This is a genomic window from Collinsella sp. OM06-18AC, assembly GCF_003438785.1.
In the GTDB taxonomy this organism is placed as follows: domain Bacteria; phylum Actinomycetota; class Coriobacteriia; order Coriobacteriales; family Coriobacteriaceae; genus Collinsella.
Window position 1 is genome coordinate 100,982 of record NZ_QSTX01000002.1, and the last position, 17,866, is coordinate 118,847.

Genomic DNA, 17,866 nt, shown 5'->3' on the forward strand with positions numbered 1-17,866 from the left:
GCAGGTGTGGGTTAGATGACGTAATCGTAGCCTTCGTTGGGAGCGACAAGTTGATCGAGCGTCACACCGTCGAGGTAGTCGTTGATAAGCTTGTCCAGGTTCTTCCACACGTCGAGCGTGGGGCACTCGTCAGAGCGCGAACAACCCTTGCAGTCGCCATCCAGGCAGGCGACCGGCGCCAGGCTGCCCTCGGTCAGGCGCAAGATCTCGCCCACCGTGTACTGCTCGGGCGGGCGCGTGAGCACATAGCCGCCGCCCTTGCCGCGCATGCCCGAGAGCATGTTGGCGCGCACGAGCGTAGCCAGAATATTCTCGAGGTACTTCTCCGAAATACCCTGACGCGCCGCAATCTCTTTAAGCGGGATACGGCCTGTCGCCTGGTGCTCGGCCAGGTCGACCATAACGCGCAGGGCATATCTGCCCTTTGTGGAAACCAACATATATATAGCTGCCTTTCGGTCTTTTAATTCGTAGAAATTCTAGCCGAAAAATTGGTTTTGAAAATACCTATTCCCGTCAAGATGGTTAATCGACTCGTAATAATCTTCTATTTCCTATTGCGTTACTAGGCTTTACTGTCTACTATGCTTGCCAACAGCAAAACGAACAACCTATAAGGTTTGTGGGTTTCGCTGCCACACACACCGTAAAACCACACGGTATCCAGTCATTTGAACACTTTGGAGGTTCACCATGAGCAATGTTTACACGTCCATCGATCAGCTTATCGGCCACACCCCGCTTCTGGAGCTCACCCACTTCGAGGCCGACGAGGACCTCAAGGCCCGTGTGCTCGTCAAATTGGAATACTTCAACCCCGCCGGGTCCGTCAAAGACCGCGTCGCCAAGAACATGATTGACGAGGCCGAGAAGGCCGGCAAGCTCGTGCGCGGTGGCGACTACACCATCATCGAGCCCACGAGCGGCAACACCGGCGTCGGCATCGCCTCGGTGGCGGCGGCCCGCGGCTACAAGGTGATCATCACTATGCCCGAGACCATGTCCGTCGAGCGCCGCAAGCTCATGCAGGCATACGGCGCACAGCTCGTGCTCACCGACGGCTCCAAGGGCATGAAGGGCGCTATCGCCAAGGCGGAGGAGCTGCAGAAGGAAACTCCCAACAGCATCATCGCCGGCCAGTTTGTGAACCCCGCGAACCCGGCCATTCACAAGGCCACGACCGGCCCCGAGATCTGGGACGACACCGACGGCAAGGTCGACATCTTCGTCGCCGGCGTCGGCACCGGCGGCACCGTGACCGGCGTGGGCGAGTTCCTCAAGGAGCAAAACCCCGAGATTCAGGTCGTCGCCGTCGAGCCCGCCACCTCCCCGGTGCTCTCTAAGGGCCAGGCCGGCCCGCACAAGATCCAGGGTATCGGTGCCGGCTTTGTGCCCGACGTCCTCGACACCCAGGTCTATGACGAGATCATCCCCGTCGAGAACGACGATGCCTTTGCCACCGGCCGCGCCGTGGGCCACAAGGAAGGCGTGCTCGTGGGCATTTCGTCCGGCGCCGCCGTCTGGGCCGCTCTGCAGCTGGCCAAGCGCCCCGAGAACGAAGGCAAGACCATCGTGGCGCTGCTCGCCGACACCGGCGAGCGCTACCTGTCCACGGCGCTCTTCCAGGACTAGAGCTTCTCGTTCTTAGAACGAGTCCAAGGCACGCCGGTCTCCCCTCTCTTCTGGCAGCCTGAGCTCATCCCAACAGGATGCCCCACGAGACGTCCGAACTTGCTACAATGTCTGCGGCGCGGAACCAGCCTCCCGCGCCGCTTTTCTTTTTTGGCCACATGCCACCAAGGAGAACCTCCTCATGCACAACAAGCGCGTGCTCGTCGCCATGAGCGGCGGCGTCGATTCCAGCGTGACCGCATATCTGCTCAAAAGCCAGGGCTACGAATGTGTCGGCGCCACCATGCGCCTCACCTGCCCCGCACCCGACCCCGCCACGGGCATGAGTAAGTTCGACCGCGACATCGCCGATGCAAAGGCCGTCGCCGAGCGCCTGGGGATACCCCATCACGTGCTCGACTTGCAGCAAACCTTCGACCGCAACGTGATCGAACGCTTTGTGAACGCCTACCAAGAGGGGCTGACGCCTAACCCGTGCATCATCTGCAACCGCCATATTAAGTTTGGCGCGCTGCTCGATGCGGCACTCAATATGGGCTGCGATTACATCGCCACAGGTCACTACGCCAAAACGAGCCAGGCGTCCGACGGAACCTGGCAGCTGCATCGCGGCGAGGACCCTAAAAAGGACCAAAGCTACTTTTTATATTCGCTTACGCAGGAGCGCCTGGCGCACACGATCTTTCCGCTGGCAGGCCTGGACAAGGAGCACGACGTGCGCCGCATTGCCGCCGAGCAGGGCTTTGCCAACGCCAAGAAAGCCGAAAGCGAGGACATCTGCTTTATCGCGGATGGCGACTATGCGGGCTATATCGAGCGTCGGTGCGGACATCCCGCTACACCGGGCGATATCGTATGGCGCGACGGCAGCGTGGTCGGACGCCACAACGGCGCGTTGCGCTATACCATCGGCCAGCGCAAGGGCCTGGGCGTCGCGATGGCGCATCCCGTGTACGTAACGGGCGTCGACGCCGCCAACAACATTGTGCATCTGGGCGAAGCCGAGGACCTAACCGCGGCGGCGCTAACTGCCAATGAGTGGATTTGGAGCGCGCCGGCAGAGTGCATGGAGGCCGAGCTCGATGCCGGCGGCATTCGCGTGGGCGCCAAGTACCGCTACCGACAGAAAGACCAGGCAGCGACCCTTACGCGCGGCGAAGACGGGCAAATGTTGCTGACCTTTGACGAGCCGCAGCGCGCCATCGCCCCCGGCCAGGCTGTCGTTATATACCGCGGCGACATCGTCCTGGGCGGCGGCACCGTGACCGGCGCACTTAAGTAGCCGCGGGTTTATCGCTGCACGTGTCGAAGTACCTCAACAGCGGCACCAACCTCGATTATGCGACGCTCGAGGCCGCGGCGGATGGCCTCGAGTCGACCCTCCGCCGTGGCCCATTCGCTCTGCGAAAGAATCTCGATCGCCTCATCAACAAATCCGTTGAGCCGCGATGAATCGAACCAATCGAGCGAGTCCGCAAGCGCCAGCTGGACGGAAGGGTCGGGCCCAAACGGCTTAGCAGCAAACCCAAACTCGCCAGCCGCGAGCAAGACAGTTGGCACGTTATACCACAGACAGTTACCGCTATCGAACAGCGGTGCAGGCCTTATCTCCAGGGTGTCGACATTGCGGATGATACCGAAGTTTCGCCAATGGCGATCGCTGTTGGCCAAAAGGGCATCGCAAACGATCATCTGCGACATAGACCTTCTCACAGCGGCCTCGTCTGCTCCATGCTTACCAAGAAAGCGGCAGTACCGGTCGTACGTCGAGCTTCCTCGCTGGCCACCAAGGGCGTTCTTAACGTAAACAGCCGGAACATATTCCTCGCGGCCGTCAAGAAAGTCGTCGCACAGACACACAGGGCCATCGAACATGCGCTCAACCGTGTAAGGAACAAACTCCCCCTTGGAAAGCAAGCGACGATGCAGAGCCGTTGCAACCGCCTCGTTAAAGGGCCGTTGGTCGTCCATCCCGCACCCTTTAGCCAAAACGCGAATGCCGTTTCGGATCATCCACGATTTAGGGAGCTCGCCCTCGGACGTGTTATCCGGATTTTTTAGACCGATGCCTTCCAGCCAACCCGAACGCTCTTCGGGCGCCGATCGCTCAAAATCATTCTCGAAGTAATTGATGCTTTGCCATTTGAGTTCGGCGCAATCGGCCGGCCGCAGCCAATAACAATCCGAAAGCGATAAGCCCAGGCACCGAACCGGAACCTCGATGCCACTGGCAATTCCCAGTTCACGATAGCGCGAGACGAGTCCAGGGCGGACGTCAGGCACCGACCGATGGCTCCACCACACGTTGAGCTCCCGTTTATTCACCGTAGGAGAAGAGCTCGAGCATGTGCCAAACGGCATTCGTTGCGCATCGAGGACCTCGGCGATTTCGAAGGGAAACTCACGCGTCGGATCAAATGAGACATGCGCGACCTCATGGTCGGCCGACATCAGCGTAAACTTGCGTCCCACATCGGCCGCAGGACGGCGTCCTCGCTTGCGGACCTTTTGGTAGGCGGTCGCAGAATTGTACTCGACCATCTTCCGGCCGCCCACAATATCGCACACAAGCGTCCCCGATGCGGCAAGTTGCGATATGCGGGCTTTCGTAACGCCCAACAGGCGGGCGGCATCACCCATAGATAAGTACTCAGACGTATCCATACGCCGCATCACCTCGTTAAGTAATTTACGCGTTTAGTTAATAGATTACTTACATCATAATACTAAACGACCTAAAGCGAAAAAAGGCCCGAGAAATCGGGCCTTAGCGATTGGTCAGCCGAGTCGCAAACTGCTTCCTTAGCGCTGCACGTAGGCGCGGACCAGCTCAAAGGTGTTACGCACACCGTCGATGTGGCTGCGCTCGTAGTTGTGGCTCGCGTACACGCCGGGGCCGATCAGACCATGGCGAATGTCATAGCCGGCCGAAAGCGTGGCCTCGACGTCGGAGCCGTAGTGCGGGTACACATCGATGGCGTAATCGAGCTCCAGCTCGCGCGCGATGTTGGACAGCGTGGTTACCAGGTCGTAGTTGTACGGACCACCCGAATCCTTGGCGCAAATCGAAACCATGCGCTCTGTGCAGCCAAGGTCGTCGCCCACGCAACCCATGTCCACGCTGATCATCTCGCGCGTGTCGGCCGGCACAAAGGCACCGCCGTGGCCAACCTCCTCGTATACGGTAAAGAGCAGCGATACCTTGCGCGAAAGCGTCACCTCGCCGCCAGCAACGGCGCGGGCCAAACCCAGCAGAATCGACGCCGATAGCTTGTCGTCAAGGAAACGACTCTTGATGTAGCCGCTCTCCGTCACCGTGGTGCGCGGATCCATAGCGATGATGTCGCCAGTCTGAATGCCTAGCTCGAGCACGTCGTCCTTGCTGTCGACGTTCTCGTCGAGCAGGATTTCCATGTTCTTCTCGATGGTCTTGACCGGCTCGTCGGCCACGTGCGCCGAAGGCTCGGTATTGAGGACCACACCCGTGTAGACATTGCCGTCGCGCGTGTAGACGGTGCAGTTCTCGCCATCGGCCGTAGACCACTGATGCCCGCCGAGCGTCGTGGGACGCAGGCGACCATTGTCCTTGATGGAGCGCACCATAGCGCCCAGGGTATCGACATGGCTCGCCAGGACAAGCGGCTCGCCCTCACCACCAAGCTCAACCAACACGTTGCCCTTATTGGAGCGCTCGGGGCCAAAGCCCATATCGCGCAACGTTTCCATTAGATAGTCAGTAGCCGCACGGGTATAGCCCGTAGGCGAGGCAATAGAAGTCAGCGTCTTAAGCTGGTCAGTAATAAAACCAAGCGTAGAATCCATTTGGGACACCATCCACAACTCCAAAGTCAACATCCCGTAATCAGTAAAAGCCCCAACAACGATACCATCACGCACAAATATTTACCCAGCGAGATGACCCATCGAGCTCTTCCGAACAGCGCCCGCCACGACAACGAGCCGGCGGGCCCCGCCCGTTAGCCCCAGAATCTTTCCGCAGGACAGAAGGAGGCCCCGCCGCACGTAGTGCGCAGCGGGGCCTCCGACATGTCCGAGGACGATTCTGGGGCTAACGGGCGGGGCCCGCCGAACCAGGTTAAGCAGCCGGGCAGATCTTCTTGAAGAGCTCGATGACGTCGTCGAGCGTTGCCTCGCGCGGGTTGCCCGGGAAGCAGGCGTCAGCCATGGCGTCCTTGGCCAGGACCTCGATCTCGTCAGCCTTCATGGCCTCGCAGACGTGCGGGATGTTCACGTCGGCAGAGAGCTGCTTGACGGCGGCGATGGCGGCGTCGGCGGCCTCGTCGGTGCTCATACCCGTGGTGTCAACGCCCATGGCGACGGCAACCTTGGCCAGACGCTCGGCGCAAACCGGCTTGTTGAACTCCATGGCGATCGGCAGCAGCATGGCGCAAGCGACGCCGTGCGGGGTGTCGTAGTGAGCGGACAGGGTGTGAGCCATGGCGTGGTCGATGCCCAGGCCAACGTTGGAGAAGCCCATGCCGGCGACATACTGGCCAAGAGCCATGCCCTCACGGCCGGAGCCGGGCTGGCCGGACTTGGCCTCGGCGACGGAGTCGCGCAGGTTCTCGCTGATCAGCTTAATAGCCTCAAAGTGGAACATGTCGGAGAGCTCCCAAGCGCCCTTGGTGGTGTAGCCCTCGATGGCGTGGGTTAGAGCGTCCATGCCGGTGGAGGCGGTCAGGCCGGCGGGCATGGAAGCCATCATGTCGGGGTCGACGACGGCGACCTCGGGGGCGTCGTTGGTGTCGACGCACACGAACTTGCGGACCTTCTCGGGGTCGGTGATGACGTAGTTGATGGTCACCTCGGCAGCGGTACCGGCGGTCGTCGGCACAGCGATGGTAAACACGGCGTGGTTCTTAGTGGGAGCAACGCCCTCGAGGCTGCGGACATCGGCAAACTCGGGGTTGTTGATGATGATGCCGATAGCCTTGGCGGTGTCCATGGAGGAGCCGCCACCGATGGTCACGATAGCGTCAGCCTCGGCGGCCTTGAAGGCCTCGACGCCGTCCTTGACGTTCTGGATAGTGGGGTTGGGCTTAATCTCGGAGTAGAGGCTCCAAGCGATGCCGGCGGCGTCGAGCTCGTCGGTCACCTTGGCGGTAACGCCAAACTTGACCAGGTCGGGATCGGAGCAGACGAAGATCTTCTTGTAGCCGCGACGCTGGAGCTCGCCGGGGATCTCCTTGATGGCGCCGGAACCATGATAAGAGATGGTATTGAGAACGAAACGATTAGCCATTGATAGCCTCCCATCGTGTGCGGGGCACCCATTACGCCCCGCGCTATGAGTCCCATCCTAACGCTTTTGAAACAAAAAACACGTGAGAACGTCAAAATTGTTAAAGCGTTTCAACAGAAGATGAAAAATATTGCGGCAAAGGGACAGCCCCTTTGCCGCATTCGGTTACTTTCGACAGCCCTCTTTCCAAGCCTCGGCCGCAACCTTCCAGCGAAAACGCAAGTCGCGCTCGCGGTCGATGAACATGATGGCAAACGCGATAAACAGCAGCACGCTCGCCACCGCAATGGCGTGCAGGCCCATGCGCTCAATACACCAGTTGCCCAGCACGGCGCCAAACACAAAGGTGAAGATCACGCCAAAGTACAGTGCGCCGTTTTCCAAAAAGCCGCGCTTGTGGGTGATGATATAGTCGTCCACGTTTTGCAGGGCGTTGCGCAAGTTGCCGATGCACATGGTCGTAGCGATGCCGTGTCCATGAATCTTGCGGAAGCTCTCGACCTGCATACCGCAAGCAAACGAGGTAAGGCAGTTGGCGAGCAGGTTGAAATCGCCACCGGGGATAAAGCTCACGCCCAGCAAGATGACGGCTTCAAAGAACACCGTCACCTGGCGCCAGTGAATCACGCTGCCAAACCGCTCGTGTACCAGGTCGGCAAGCATAATGCCCACGGCAAACGACACCACGGGGAAGAAATAGCGTCCCGCGAGCGCCCAATTGCCTTCCGAGATGCTCACGCCCACCAGCAGGATATTGCCTGTCTGCGCGTTGGCGAAAACATGGTCGCGCCCAATGTACGAATACACATCCATAAAGCCGCCGGCGAGCGCCAAGATGATGCCCAGCTCAATGGACTCTGATATCTGTTTGGCACGCTGCATCGTCGTGCATCCTCCTTGTTGACGACTCTCTCGTGCGTTGGCGGAAACATAGCCGCCGTTCATACTGTAACCCATTGACAACATGGCGTGCGCGCGAGACGACCCCTTCGACACGGGGATACACAGTCTGGAAACAAACGGCGGGAGAGGCGCCGACACCCGCATCGACGCGCCGATCCGCCAGCCAATGTACTCCACCAGTCTTTTTGGCGCCGTCCCAAAAAGACTGGTTACAATTACGTGCAGCATACTAACAATGGGAGGAATCGTGGCAAAAAAGCCCCAGGACGCTCAGCACAACCAGCACGGCAAGCATGCCCAGCGCGGCCAGCAGCAAAAACGCAGCGGTAAGGCGCAGGTCACGGCCGCCCCTGCCACCCGGGCCGCGCACACCCAGGCAGCGCCCTCACGCCCCTGGCGTCCGGGCCGCGATAAGTTCCTCCCCGTCAGCCGCGCTGACATGGATGCGCGTGGCTGGGACCAGTGCGACTTCGTCTATATCTGCGGCGACGCCTACGTGGATCACCCCAGCTTTGGCATGGCTATCATCAGCCGCGTACTCGACGCGCACGGCTACAAAGTAGGCATTATCTGTCAGCCCGACTGGACCGACCCCGCCAGCATCACGGTGCTCGGCGAGCCGCGCATGGGCTTTCTCGTCAGCGCCGGCAACATGGACTCCATGGTCAACCACTATTCGGTGACCAAGCACCGCCGCCACACCGACGCCTATACCCCTGGTGGCGAGGAGGGGCGCCGTCCCAATCGTGCCGTCACGGTCTACGGCAACCTCATCCGCCAGACGTTTAAGGACGCCCCCATCATCATCGGCGGCATCGAGGCGAGTCTGCGCCGCCTGGCCCACTACGACTACTGGCAGGATAAGCTCAAGCGCTCGGTGCTGCTCGATTCGGGCGCCGACATCCTCATCTACGGCATGGGCGAGCACGCGATCGTCGAGATCGCCGACGCGCTCGACGCGGGCCTGCCCATCGATCAGATCACCTATATCAACGGCACCGTCTACCGCACGGATTCGCTCGACGAGGTCTACGACTACGACCTGCTGCCCAGCTGGGACGACCTTGCCGCCGACAAGCTCAACTACGCGCGCAGCTTTAACGTGCAGCAGCAGAACATGGACCCCATCACCGGACACCGCCTGGTAGAGCCCTACCCCAACAGCGTCTATGTGGTGCAGAACCCGCCGTCGGCGACGCTTTCCACCGACGAGATGGACGAGGTGGCCGAGCTCCCCTACGCACGCGATTGGCATCCCGACTACGACGCGGCGGGCGGCGTGCCGGCCTTTGCCGAGATCAAGTTTTCCATTAGCTCCAACCGCGGGTGCTTTGGTGAGTGCTCGTTTTGCGCGCTCACCTTCCACCAGGGTCGCGTGCTGCAGATGCGCAGCCACGATTCGATCATGCGCGAGGCCGAGTTGCTCACGCGCGATCCCGAGTTTAAGGGCTACATCAACGACGTGGGCGGACCGACGGCCAACTTTAGCCGCCCTGCCTGCGACAAGCAACTCAAGCACGGCGTGTGCAAGAACAAGCGCTGCCTGTGGCCGAGCGTGTGCAAGAACATGGTGGTCGACGAGAGCGGCTACACGCAGCTGCTGCGCGACCTGCGCCAGCTGCCGGGCGTCAAAAAGGTCTTCGTGCGCAGCGGCATCCGCTTCGACTACACCATGGCCGATGCCTCGGACGAGTTTTTGCGCGAGCTGCTGGAGCATCACGTCTCGGGCCAGCTGCGCGTAGCACCCGAGCACGTGAGCGACGCGGTGCTGTCCGTGATGGGCAAGCCGAGCCGCGCCGTCTACGACGCGTTCTGCCGTAAATTTGAACGCTTGAACCGCGAATACGGACTCAAGCAGTATGTGGTGCCGTATCTGATCTCGAGCCACCCCGGTTCAACCATGAAGGAAGCCGTGGACCTTGCCGAGGCCGTGCGAGACATGGGCTACATGCCCGAGCAGGTGCAGGACTTCTACCCCACGCCGTCCACCATGTCGACGTGCATGTACTTCACCGGCGTGGACCCGCGCACCATGGAGCCGATCTATGTAGCGCGCGACCCGCACGAGAAGGCCATGCAGCGCGCGCTCATCCAGTATCGCAAACCCGAGAACTACAAGCTCGTGCGCGAGGCGCTGGAAAAAGCCGGCCGCCGCGATCTGATTGGCTACACCAAGCATTGCCTGATTCGCCCCGTGCCCCCGCGCCCGGGCGAGACGTCTGCTGGCGGTGGGCATGGCACCGGCAAGAAGGGCAGCAAGGCCCACGGTGGCGCCGCCGGCAAGGGGCCTAAGGGCAGCAAGGGCCACGGCGGCATGTCGCGCGCGCAAAACACTGCCGGGCGCAACCGTGCAGCTCAGGGGCGTCAGGGCGCCAACGGAGGCGGCAGGCGCAACTAGCGCGGAAATGCGGTAGATGTGGTCGCAGCGCTCTGTTGGCACGCTTGGCGCAGTGAGTGCATCGCCTCTACCAGAATCGCGCCGGCGATGGCAACCGTAATTGCCACGTCGAGCGGCGTGTTCACAAACCACAGCAGGCCTATGAGATACGACCCGGCGTTAAAGGCAAAGTGCAGCAGAATCGTGTAGCGGAGCTTTCCGGTCGTCACGAGCACCCAGCCAAAGACCAGACCGGCGGCGCCGGCGTAGCAGCCCTGCACCCAGTTCATATGCATAAAGCCAAAGATGGCCGCCTGCAGCACAATCGCCGTGGCGATGCCCCAGGTACTCGGGGCCGCCCAGGGCACTATGGCGCCGTCTTGCGCCCGCGCGCGACGCCGACGCTTCCAGAGTGGGCGGCACTGCGGATTAAACGCTCGGAGCGAAAACTCAAAAATAATGCCGCGCACCAGCAACTCCTCGCAAAACGGAGCGCCGAGCACCGTGGTCAGGACAGCCAGGTAGCTCATGTCGCCCATGCCCGTTTCCTCGACAAGTTCACTGTAATCGGCCGCCGCCTCGGGCAATAGCGACAGCACGGCGTCGGTCACGTAGCCAACGACCACCTGCAGGGCCAGGCCGATCACGATAACGCAGGTGATGCGTTTCCACGCCCCACGCGCTCCCCCGCCAAGCGGGCGCTCGCCCTGCCAGCGCGCCATAAACGAGCGCGGCCACAGATAACGCCACCACAGCAGCGCCATCAAAAACGACGCCGTCTGCGCGGCAGCCTGGAACCATTGGATATCGAGATTGTCGATCGGATAGCCCGTCAGCACCGATACGGCATCGAGAACTGAAAACAGAACCACGCTCAGGGCTATATCGGCAGCGACAACGCCAAAACAGGCAAGCGCCCACACCATCGCATTGAGCATGCCAACCTCCTCAAAACCGTTCCCTAGTTCTACCACAACTCGGCAGAGAGCTGATCCCATGGGGACGGAGGAAAACGGATCACTTATTGATGAGAATCGGGCGCAGTGCCAAAGGCCCCGTTGGGCGAAATGTCGAACGGAAAGGTGCCGCAGCGATTAAACGCGGCGATAAACATGCGGATGGCGTTGGACGGCGTGGTACCTACGAGCTGGGTTGCCGCCGCGAAGGCCGCCTTTTCCTCGGGCAAGACCTTCGCGACAACCGGGGTCATGTGTTCTGCCATGGCGCTTCCTTTTTGAAACGACGGTGGTGCGGATAGATGCGGGCCACGCGGCTGGGCGACGGGCTGTGAAGGCAACCCGATTGGCCCGCATCTGGAGTGTGTTTCTACGGCGTTGGTATTACTAGGTATCCCTAAGTATTACCCCGCAGATAGAATACCATACCCGACCCCATGGGGGCGGAGGAAAACGAATCATTTTGTTGCTGAGTAGGTATTTAGAGCGTGATGATGTCCGAGATATCGAGGGCCTGAGCGTCGGCGACATCGTGCGATGCGAGCAGCAGCATACGGCCGTCGAGCAAGTCGAGCACGACCTCGGCGCATGCGTCGCGCGCAGCGGTATCTAAACCGGTAAAGGGCTCGTCAAGAATCACCGCGCCGCCCGGGCACAGCAGGGCTCGAGCGATCTCGACGCGACGGCGCTGCCCGCCCGAAAGCTCGGCCACGCGAGCATGTACATCGACCCCCGGCACCAGCAGGCGCAACAGGGCCGCAGCACTCGAGGCGTCCACGCGTGCATCGGCGCACACAAGCACGTTATCCAGCGCCGAGGCGTCCTCGACCAAGCGCGCATCCTGAAACACCATGGAGCACGGTGCGCATTCCCCCGCTGCCAACGAAAGCAGCGTCGACTTGCCCATGCCCGAAGCGCCCATCACACAGATACGCCCACCCGCGGGCAAGTTGAGCACCAGACCATCCAGCGCCGGCGCCCAGGGCGCGCGATCGCCCACGGCAAGCGCAAGCTCCGCCGCAGCGCCATCGCTCGCAGCCCCCGCACGCCCGCGACTACCACGCCCATGCGCCCGCACGGCCGCGCGCCACGCCACGGGCCCCGAAACCCGCAGCAGCCACACCAGCACGCGCTCACACGCCCACGAGGCGGCAACGACCAGCACGGTCCACGCCAGCAGATCAGCCGTCTCAATCAAAAGCTTCGCCTGATAGATGCGCTCACCCACGGTGCCCACCGCCATGCCGATCAGCTCGGCTGCCACACCGGCCTTCCAGCTCATGCCGATCACGGTACGCGCACACGAAAGCACAAACGGCAGGACTTCGCGCCAGGTGTGGGCGCAAAACAGTCGCCAGCCCCGCACGCCATGCAGACGAAACATCTGCTCCAGTGGCTTATCCACCTGCGCCAAGCCTTCGACCAGTGAGAAATATACGCCCGGCAGCGCCATCAAAAAGACTGCCGCGATGCTCACGCGCGCCGACCCCAACCAAATAAGCAGCAGGACCACCACGCAGGCAACCGGCGTCGCCTTAACAAACGAAAGCGCCGGTGCCACCAGGCGGGCAAACGTCCGCGACCGCACCGAGGCTCCCGCCAGCACGCCGCCACACACCGCGGCAAGCGCCAACCCGCCCAGTATCCGCGCGCCCGAGCCCACCAAAATCGCCCAGGTACCGCCGTCGCACACCAGGCGCAGCAGCGCCAAGGCAACAGCGCCCGGCCCCGGCAAGATCAGCGGCTGCGCCACCAGCGCCGCCACCAGCATCCACACGGCAAGCCAAAAGGCGGCGACGGCACCTGCTGCCGCCACCGCCTTCATACGCTCTGTCATTTGTCGAGCAAACGCACGCACGGGCTACTCCATGTAGTAGAAATCGTCAGCCGGGAGCTTGCCGCCCACGGCGCTCGCATCCGCATCGGCCAGCACCTGCAGATACCCGCTAAGTGCCGCCTTCATATCCTTGCCCGTTTGGCAGACAAGCATGCACCCGGGAATCGCCTTCTCGGCGATCTTGGCGTTATCGACGATACCCGCATCGACCACGGCCTGCGCCCAGTCTGCCGGCGCCGCATTGACGGCCTTCACGCTCGCCGCATGGCAGCGCAAAAACTCCGCCACGGCCTCGGGATGCTCCTCGGCAAAGGCACGGCGTACCACGGTCACGCCCGTCAGCAGGCGCGAACCCGTGTCGCTCGCCAGCTCATCCCACACATCGGTCAGGCTCACCGGTGCCGACAGCTTGCCCTCGCTCTTGGCGATGGCAGCGGTCTTGAACGGCTCGGGCAGCACGCCCACGGCAGACGGATCGGCAAGCAGCTCCGACAGCACTTCGGTGGGCTCGCTCTTAAACTCAAGCGTCACCTGGCCGGTCAGGCCCGCGCGCTCCAGCAGGTAGTTCATGACGTACTCCGGCGTGGTGCCCTTGCCCGTCATGTAGACGGTACGGCCCGCCAGGTCGCCAAACGAAGTAACGTCCGCGTTACCCGTCACCACGTTCAGCACACCCAGCGTGTTGATGTCGATGACCTGCACCGCGCCCTCGGTCTTGTTGTAGAGCACGCTCGCCACGTTGGCTGGCACCAGGGCAATGTCGATATCGCCCTGAATGACCTTGGGCACGATCTCGTCGGCGGCAGTGTTGATCGCAAAGTCGAACTCATTGTCCGTCTCGCCATCGGCAGCCTGGTCCATAAACTGCACCAGGCCAATCGAGGTCGGTCCCTTGAGCGAGGCGACGTGCACCGCGACCGGCTCTGCAGCAGCACCGGCGCCGTCCGTGGCAGCCGAGTCCGCGGCGGACCCGGCACCGGCAGCCCCGCCGCCACAGCCCGCGAGCGCAAGCGACAGCGCGCCCGCGGCAAGCGCCGAGGCAAACCCCCGGCGCGACATCTCAAAATCAAACGCGCGCATCGTTAGCACGTCCCTTCGTTAGGCATCGACCAGGCGTGATGATCGGTATGCAGCAGCTCCTCGGCCAGCGGCGAGAGCGGCGCGCCCAGGAACTCGCGGTAGCACGCCTGGACATCGGGATTCTCGTGCGAGAAGCGAATGTCCGCAGCGGCATCCAGGCCCCACAGCACCTGACCGCGCTCGGCTGCCAGCTCGCAGCCGTCGTGGATGGGCTGACCGCCGCCACCGACGCAGCCGCCCGGGCACGCCATGACCTCAACGAAGTCATAGCTCACGCGGCCGTCGCGAATCGCGTCGAGCAGGCGGGCGGCGTTGCCCAGCCCGTGCGCCACGGCGACGCGCACCTTGGTGCCATCGATATCGGCGACGGCTTCCTTCCAGCCATCCAGGCCACGCACGTCGGTAAAGAAATCCGCATCGGGGTTCTTGCCCGTCACCAGGTAGTAGCCCGAGCGCACGGCGGCCTCCATCACGCCGCCCGTGGCACCAAAGATCACGCCCGCGCCCGTGCCAAAGCCCAGCGGCGTATCGAGCGGCTCCTCAACCAGCGTGTCCACGCTCACGTGGCTCGCGCGGATCATGCGCACCATCTCGCGCACCGTCAGCGCAACGTCCACGTCGGGCGCACCGCCCTCGCCCACCATGCTCGGCAGCGCACACTCGGCCTTCTTGGCCGTACACGGCATAACGGACACCACAAACAGGCGCTCGGGCTCCACGCCCAGCACCTTGGCGTAGTGCGTCTTGGCAATGGCGCCGAACATCTGCTGCGGCGACTTGGACGTGGACAGGCTGTCGACAAACGCCGGATAGCGCGCCTTCACAAAGCGCACCCAGCCCGGGCAGCAACTCGTGAACATGGGCCAGCCGCGGCTGTCGCCCTCGCCCTCGGAGGCAGCGCCCAGACGCTCGAGCAGCTCGGAGCCCTCCTCCATAATGGTGAGGTCGGCCGAGAAGTCGGTGTCGAACACGTACTCAAAGCCCACGCGGCGCAGTGCGCAGGCCAAGCGCTCAACGGTGGCTTCCTCGCGCGGAATGCCGAGCTCCTCGCCCCAGGCGCTGCGCACGGCAGGCGCGATCTGCACCAGCACGATCTTGTCGGGATTAGCGAGCGCGTCAAACACGGCCTCGGTATCGTCGCGCTCGCGCAGTGCGCCCGTCGGGCAATGCGTAATGCACTGGCCGCACGCGACGCAATCGGTCTTGCCGATCGGCGCGCGCCCGCGGGTACCCACGGCGGTATGCGTGGCGCGGTTGGTCAGGTCCCAAATCCCTAGTCCCTGCACGCTCTCGCACACCTTGATGCAGCGCATGCATTTAATGCACTTGTCGTTTTCGCGGATGATGGGAAAATCGAAATCCCAGCCCTCGCGCGCCAGGTGCTGCTCGTACGGCAGATAGAAGATACCCAGGTCGTTGGCGATGGTCTGCAGGTTGCAGTTACCACTGCGCACACAGCTCGTACAGCGCGAGTCGTGCTGGGACAGCAGCAGCTGCACGTTGGTGCGACGCGCCTCGCGGGCCTTGGGGCTGTTTGTGTGGACCACCATGCCGTCGAGCACGTAGTTGTTGCAGGCGGCAACCAGCTGGTCGCAGCCCTCAACCTCGACCACGCATACGCGGCAGCCGCCGATCTCGTTTAGATCGCGCAGGTAGCACAGGGTGGGAATCTGGATGCCGGCGGACTTGGCCGCATCCAGGATCGTGGTGTGCTCGGGAACCACGACCTCGCAATTATCGATAGTGAGCTTGACCATGTTATGCGCTCCGTTTTCGGTGTTGTCGCTGACGGTGGTGTTGTTGGGCTCTACCATTCCAGGTTCCTCCCTCCGCGGAACGCGCCAAAGCCAAAGTGATCGCAACGCAGGCAGCGGCTCGCCTCCTGGCGCGCCTCCTGCTCGGTGAGACCCTGCTCGACCAGATCCCAATCGTGAATACGCTCGCCGGCCTCGCGCTCGCCCAGCTCGCAGCGGCCGCACTCATGCTTGCCCTTAAACTGGACGGTCGGCAGCTCGACCTCGAGCTTAATCTTGTGGTCAAAGCCCAGGTAGCGGTCGATATTTGCCGAAGCAACGCGGCCGGCGTTGATGGCTCGGATGACGGTGGCGGGACCGGTCTGGCAGTCGCCGCCGCTAAAGAGACCATCGAAGTTGGGCACGGCGCCGTCCGAATCAGTGACGACGCGACCCCACTTGCAGGCGATGCCCATGTCCTCAAACGGCTTGGAATCGATGTCCTGGCCAATGGCCACAAACACGCGCTCGCAGGGAATGACGCGCTCGGGCGTGGCGGCGGCACGCGGGGCCGGACGCCCACGACGGGGCTCACCGATAATCTGCGGCTGCACGCGCAGGCCGCTCACGCGACCGCCCCCGCCCGTCTCGATAGCGAGCGGGGCCGTGAGCTCCAGTACCTCGCAGCCCTCGGCCTGGGCGCCGGCGATCTCGGCGTCCTGTGCCGTCATGTCGCAGATACGACGGCGGTAGACGATGCTCACCTTTTCGGCACCGCAGCGCACGGCAGAGCGTGCCACGTCCATGGCCACGTTGCCGCCGCCGATGACGCACACGCGCTGGCCGCTCAGGTCGGGCAGTTCGTCATCGCCGATGGCGCGCAGCATCTTGACGGCCGACTCCACGCCGAGCGCCTCTTCGCCCGGAAGGCCGAGCTTCTTATCGCTGTGGGCGCCAATAGCCAGGTAGACGGCATCGAACTCGTCGCGCAGGCGGGCAAGTTCCTCGCCGTTGACGGAGTGGTCGAGTTCCACGTCGATGCCGGCGCTCAAGATCCAGTCGATCTCGGCCTGCAGGCGCTCGCGCGGCAGACGGTAGCTGGGAATGCCGTAGCGCAGCATGCCGCCCAGGTGGTGGCGCTGCTCAAAGATGGTCACCTTATGGCCCATCACGGCCAGGTAGTAGGCACAGGAAAGGCCGGCCGGGCCGCCGCCGATCACGGCGACGCGCTTGCCGGTGTTATCCACTACATGGGGCTTGTGGTCGTTGAGGTCGCTGTGCTCAACGGCAAAACGCTTGAGGGCGAGGATGTTCATGGGATCGTCGACCATGCCGCGACGGCAGTGCATCTCGCAGGGATGCTCGCACACCAGGCCGCAAACGAGCGGCAGCGGGTTGTTCTTGCGGATGACCTTGACGGCATCGGCATAGCGGCCGGCCTCGACGAGCGAAATGTACCCGGGGATGTCGACGTGCGCCGGGCAGCCCGAGACGCACGGAACGCGCGCCTCGCGATCAAAGCCGCAGGAATGCTCGCGAATGTGGTGCTCAAAGTCGTCGCGAAAGCCGCGAATGGCGGTAAGCGCCATGGCGCCGGCCTCGTAGCCGATGGCGCAGTCGCTCGAAAGGTAGATGGTGCGGGCGGTGCGCTCAATCAAGTTGAGCGTGGACTCGTCGGCGCGGCCCTCGAGCACATCGGCGAGCAAATCGCTCAGCGCACTCAGGCCCACGCGGCAGGGCGTGCACTTACCACAGCTCTGGGTGGAGCACAGGTTGACGAGCGCTGCCGTAAACTCAACGGGACACGGGGCGAGCGAGCTCACCGCCAGGCGACGTCCGAGCGCATCGTGTAGGTCGTCCATGACGGCCTGAGCGTGGCTGCGTTCCATTACATGCAGTCGTGCCATAAGATCCCCTCTCATGCGGCAGCCCGGAGGCGAGGCCGGGCGAAGTTGCTACACGCACAACACTGACCTAAAAAGTTGTTAGGTCTCCACGCAGTTCGGCAGGCGGTATAAAATGTCACCCTCGGCGGTGAAATAGAACATTACCGCAGATAAATGCCATATTTGATAAAACGCGTTA

Annotated in this window: 14 protein-coding genes; 3 read left to right on the forward strand and 11 right to left on the reverse strand. The window is 62.5% G+C overall.

The genetic code is table 11. The annotated features are described in order from the left end of the window. Positions 1 to 11: 11 nt before the first annotated feature. The gene (locus tag DXB86_RS01860) at positions 12 to 440 is read right to left on the reverse strand and encodes an Rrf2 family transcriptional regulator (protein ID WP_117564502.1); all 429 of its coding nucleotides are present in this window, start codon (positions 438 to 440) and stop codon (positions 12 to 14) included. A 253-nt stretch (positions 441 to 693) separates the two neighbouring features. Here DXB86_RS01860 and cysK point away from each other — a divergent pair, with 253 nt between their 5' ends. Both cysK and mnmA read left to right on the forward strand, forming a co-directional pair. Then, positions 694 to 1,632: a cysteine synthase A gene (gene cysK / locus DXB86_RS01865; protein WP_055250951.1), complete on the forward strand. Its 939-nt coding sequence runs from the start codon at positions 694 to 696 to the stop codon at positions 1,630 to 1,632. A 181-nt stretch (positions 1,633 to 1,813) separates the two neighbouring features. Beyond that, positions 1,814 to 2,914 carry a tRNA 2-thiouridine(34) synthase MnmA gene (mnmA, locus tag DXB86_RS01870; protein WP_117735953.1) on the forward strand — a complete coding sequence of 367 codons (1,101 nt, stop codon included), beginning with the start codon at positions 1,814 to 1,816 and terminating at the stop codon, positions 2,912 to 2,914. 8 nt (positions 2,915 to 2,922) lie between these two features. Here mnmA and DXB86_RS01875 read toward each other — a convergent pair whose 3' ends face one another. The 4 genes from DXB86_RS01875 to DXB86_RS01890 all read right to left on the reverse strand — a co-directional run bounded on the left by DXB86_RS01875 (position 2,923) and on the right by DXB86_RS01890 (position 7,777). Continuing rightward, complete coding sequence (locus DXB86_RS01875; protein ID WP_117735954.1) at positions 2,923 to 4,296, reverse strand: DNA-binding protein; 1,374 nt, start codon at positions 4,294 to 4,296, stop codon at positions 2,923 to 2,925. A gap of 138 nt (positions 4,297 to 4,434) precedes the next feature. After that, positions 4,435 to 5,454: a M42 family metallopeptidase gene (locus DXB86_RS01880; protein ID WP_117736017.1), complete on the reverse strand. Its 1,020-nt coding sequence runs from the start codon at positions 5,452 to 5,454 to the stop codon at positions 4,435 to 4,437. A gap of 274 nt (positions 5,455 to 5,728) precedes the next feature. Beyond that, positions 5,729 to 6,895 (reverse strand): lactaldehyde reductase, encoded by a 1,167-nt coding sequence (fucO, locus tag DXB86_RS01885; protein WP_022094861.1) that lies wholly within the window; start codon positions 6,893 to 6,895, stop codon positions 5,729 to 5,731. Positions 6,896 to 7,060: 165 nt separating this feature from the next. Continuing rightward, positions 7,061 to 7,777, reverse strand: coding sequence for a YoaK family protein (locus DXB86_RS01890; RefSeq protein WP_117735955.1), 717 nt, complete (start codon positions 7,775 to 7,777; stop codon positions 7,061 to 7,063). Between the two features lie 268 nt (positions 7,778 to 8,045). On the opposite strand from DXB86_RS01890, the gene DXB86_RS01895 reads away from it, so the two are divergent. Further along, on the forward strand, positions 8,046 to 10,196 hold the full coding sequence (locus DXB86_RS01895) for a YgiQ family radical SAM protein (RefSeq protein ID WP_233504113.1): 2,151 nt from the start codon (positions 8,046 to 8,048) through the stop codon (positions 10,194 to 10,196). On the opposite strand, the gene DXB86_RS01900 is transcribed toward DXB86_RS01895, so the two are convergent. From DXB86_RS01900 to DXB86_RS01925, 6 genes are all read right to left on the reverse strand, one after another. Next, positions 10,193 to 11,113, reverse strand: a complete 921-nt coding sequence (locus tag DXB86_RS01900; protein ID WP_158555254.1) for a CPBP family intramembrane glutamic endopeptidase — start codon at positions 11,111 to 11,113, stop codon at positions 10,193 to 10,195. The two genes, DXB86_RS01895 and DXB86_RS01900, sit on opposite strands and share 4 nt — an antisense overlap. An 83-nt stretch (positions 11,114 to 11,196) precedes the next feature. Beyond that, positions 11,197 to 11,397, reverse strand: a complete 201-nt coding sequence (locus tag DXB86_RS01905) for a hypothetical protein (protein ID WP_117583961.1) — start codon at positions 11,395 to 11,397, stop codon at positions 11,197 to 11,199. Positions 11,398 to 11,612: 215 nt separating this feature from the next. After that, entirely contained in the window at positions 11,613 to 12,989 is a 1,377-nt protein-coding gene (locus tag DXB86_RS01910; protein WP_147330811.1) for an ATP-binding cassette domain-containing protein, read from the reverse strand. A 3-nt stretch (positions 12,990 to 12,992) separates the two neighbouring features. Beyond that, positions 12,993 to 14,048, reverse strand: coding sequence for an ABC transporter substrate-binding protein (locus DXB86_RS01915; protein WP_117735959.1), 1,056 nt, complete (start codon positions 14,046 to 14,048; stop codon positions 12,993 to 12,995). A gap of 2 nt (positions 14,049 to 14,050) precedes the next feature. After that, positions 14,051 to 15,805: a [FeFe] hydrogenase, group A gene (locus DXB86_RS01920; RefSeq protein ID WP_117736018.1), complete on the reverse strand. Its 1,755-nt coding sequence runs from the start codon at positions 15,803 to 15,805 to the stop codon at positions 14,051 to 14,053. A 50-nt stretch (positions 15,806 to 15,855) separates the two neighbouring features. After that, positions 15,856 to 17,688 (reverse strand): NAD(P)-binding protein, encoded by a 1,833-nt coding sequence (locus tag DXB86_RS01925; protein ID WP_117735960.1) that lies wholly within the window; start codon positions 17,686 to 17,688, stop codon positions 15,856 to 15,858. Positions 17,689 to 17,866: the final 178 nt, after the last annotated feature.

What these genes read in the sequence shown, in the direction of transcription:
- mnmA (WP_117735953.1), top strand. Translation starts at nt 1,814, where the DNA reads ATGCACAACAAGCGCGTGCTCGTCGCCATGAGCGGCGGCGTCGATTCC.
- cysK (WP_055250951.1), top strand. Translation starts at nt 694, where the DNA reads ATGAGCAATGTTTACACGTCCATCGATCAGCTTATCGGCCACACCCCG.
- DXB86_RS01915 (WP_117735959.1), bottom strand. Translation starts at nt 14,048, where the DNA reads ATGCGCGCGTTTGATTTTGAGATGTCGCGCCGGGGGTTTGCCTCGGCG.
- fucO (WP_022094861.1), bottom strand. Translation starts at nt 6,895, where the DNA reads ATGGCTAATCGTTTCGTTCTCAATACCATCTCTTATCATGGTTCCGGC.
- DXB86_RS01880 (WP_117736017.1), bottom strand. Translation starts at nt 5,454, where the DNA reads ATGGATTCTACGCTTGGTTTTATTACTGACCAGCTTAAGACGCTGACT.
- DXB86_RS01925 (WP_117735960.1), bottom strand. Translation starts at nt 17,688, where the DNA reads ATGGCACGACTGCATGTAATGGAACGCAGCCACGCTCAGGCCGTCATG.
- DXB86_RS01905 (WP_117583961.1), bottom strand. Translation starts at nt 11,397, where the DNA reads ATGGCAGAACACATGACCCCGGTTGTCGCGAAGGTCTTGCCCGAGGAA.
- DXB86_RS01875 (WP_117735954.1), bottom strand. Translation starts at nt 4,296, where the DNA reads ATGGATACGTCTGAGTACTTATCTATGGGTGATGCCGCCCGCCTGTTG.
- DXB86_RS01860 (WP_117564502.1), bottom strand. Translation starts at nt 440, where the DNA reads ATGTTGGTTTCCACAAAGGGCAGATATGCCCTGCGCGTTATGGTCGAC.
- DXB86_RS01890 (WP_117735955.1), bottom strand. Translation starts at nt 7,777, where the DNA reads ATGCAGCGTGCCAAACAGATATCAGAGTCCATTGAGCTGGGCATCATC.
- DXB86_RS01920 (WP_117736018.1), bottom strand. Translation starts at nt 15,805, where the DNA reads ATGGTCAAGCTCACTATCGATAATTGCGAGGTCGTGGTTCCCGAGCAC.
- DXB86_RS01900 (WP_158555254.1), bottom strand. Translation starts at nt 11,113, where the DNA reads ATGCTCAATGCGATGGTGTGGGCGCTTGCCTGTTTTGGCGTTGTCGCT.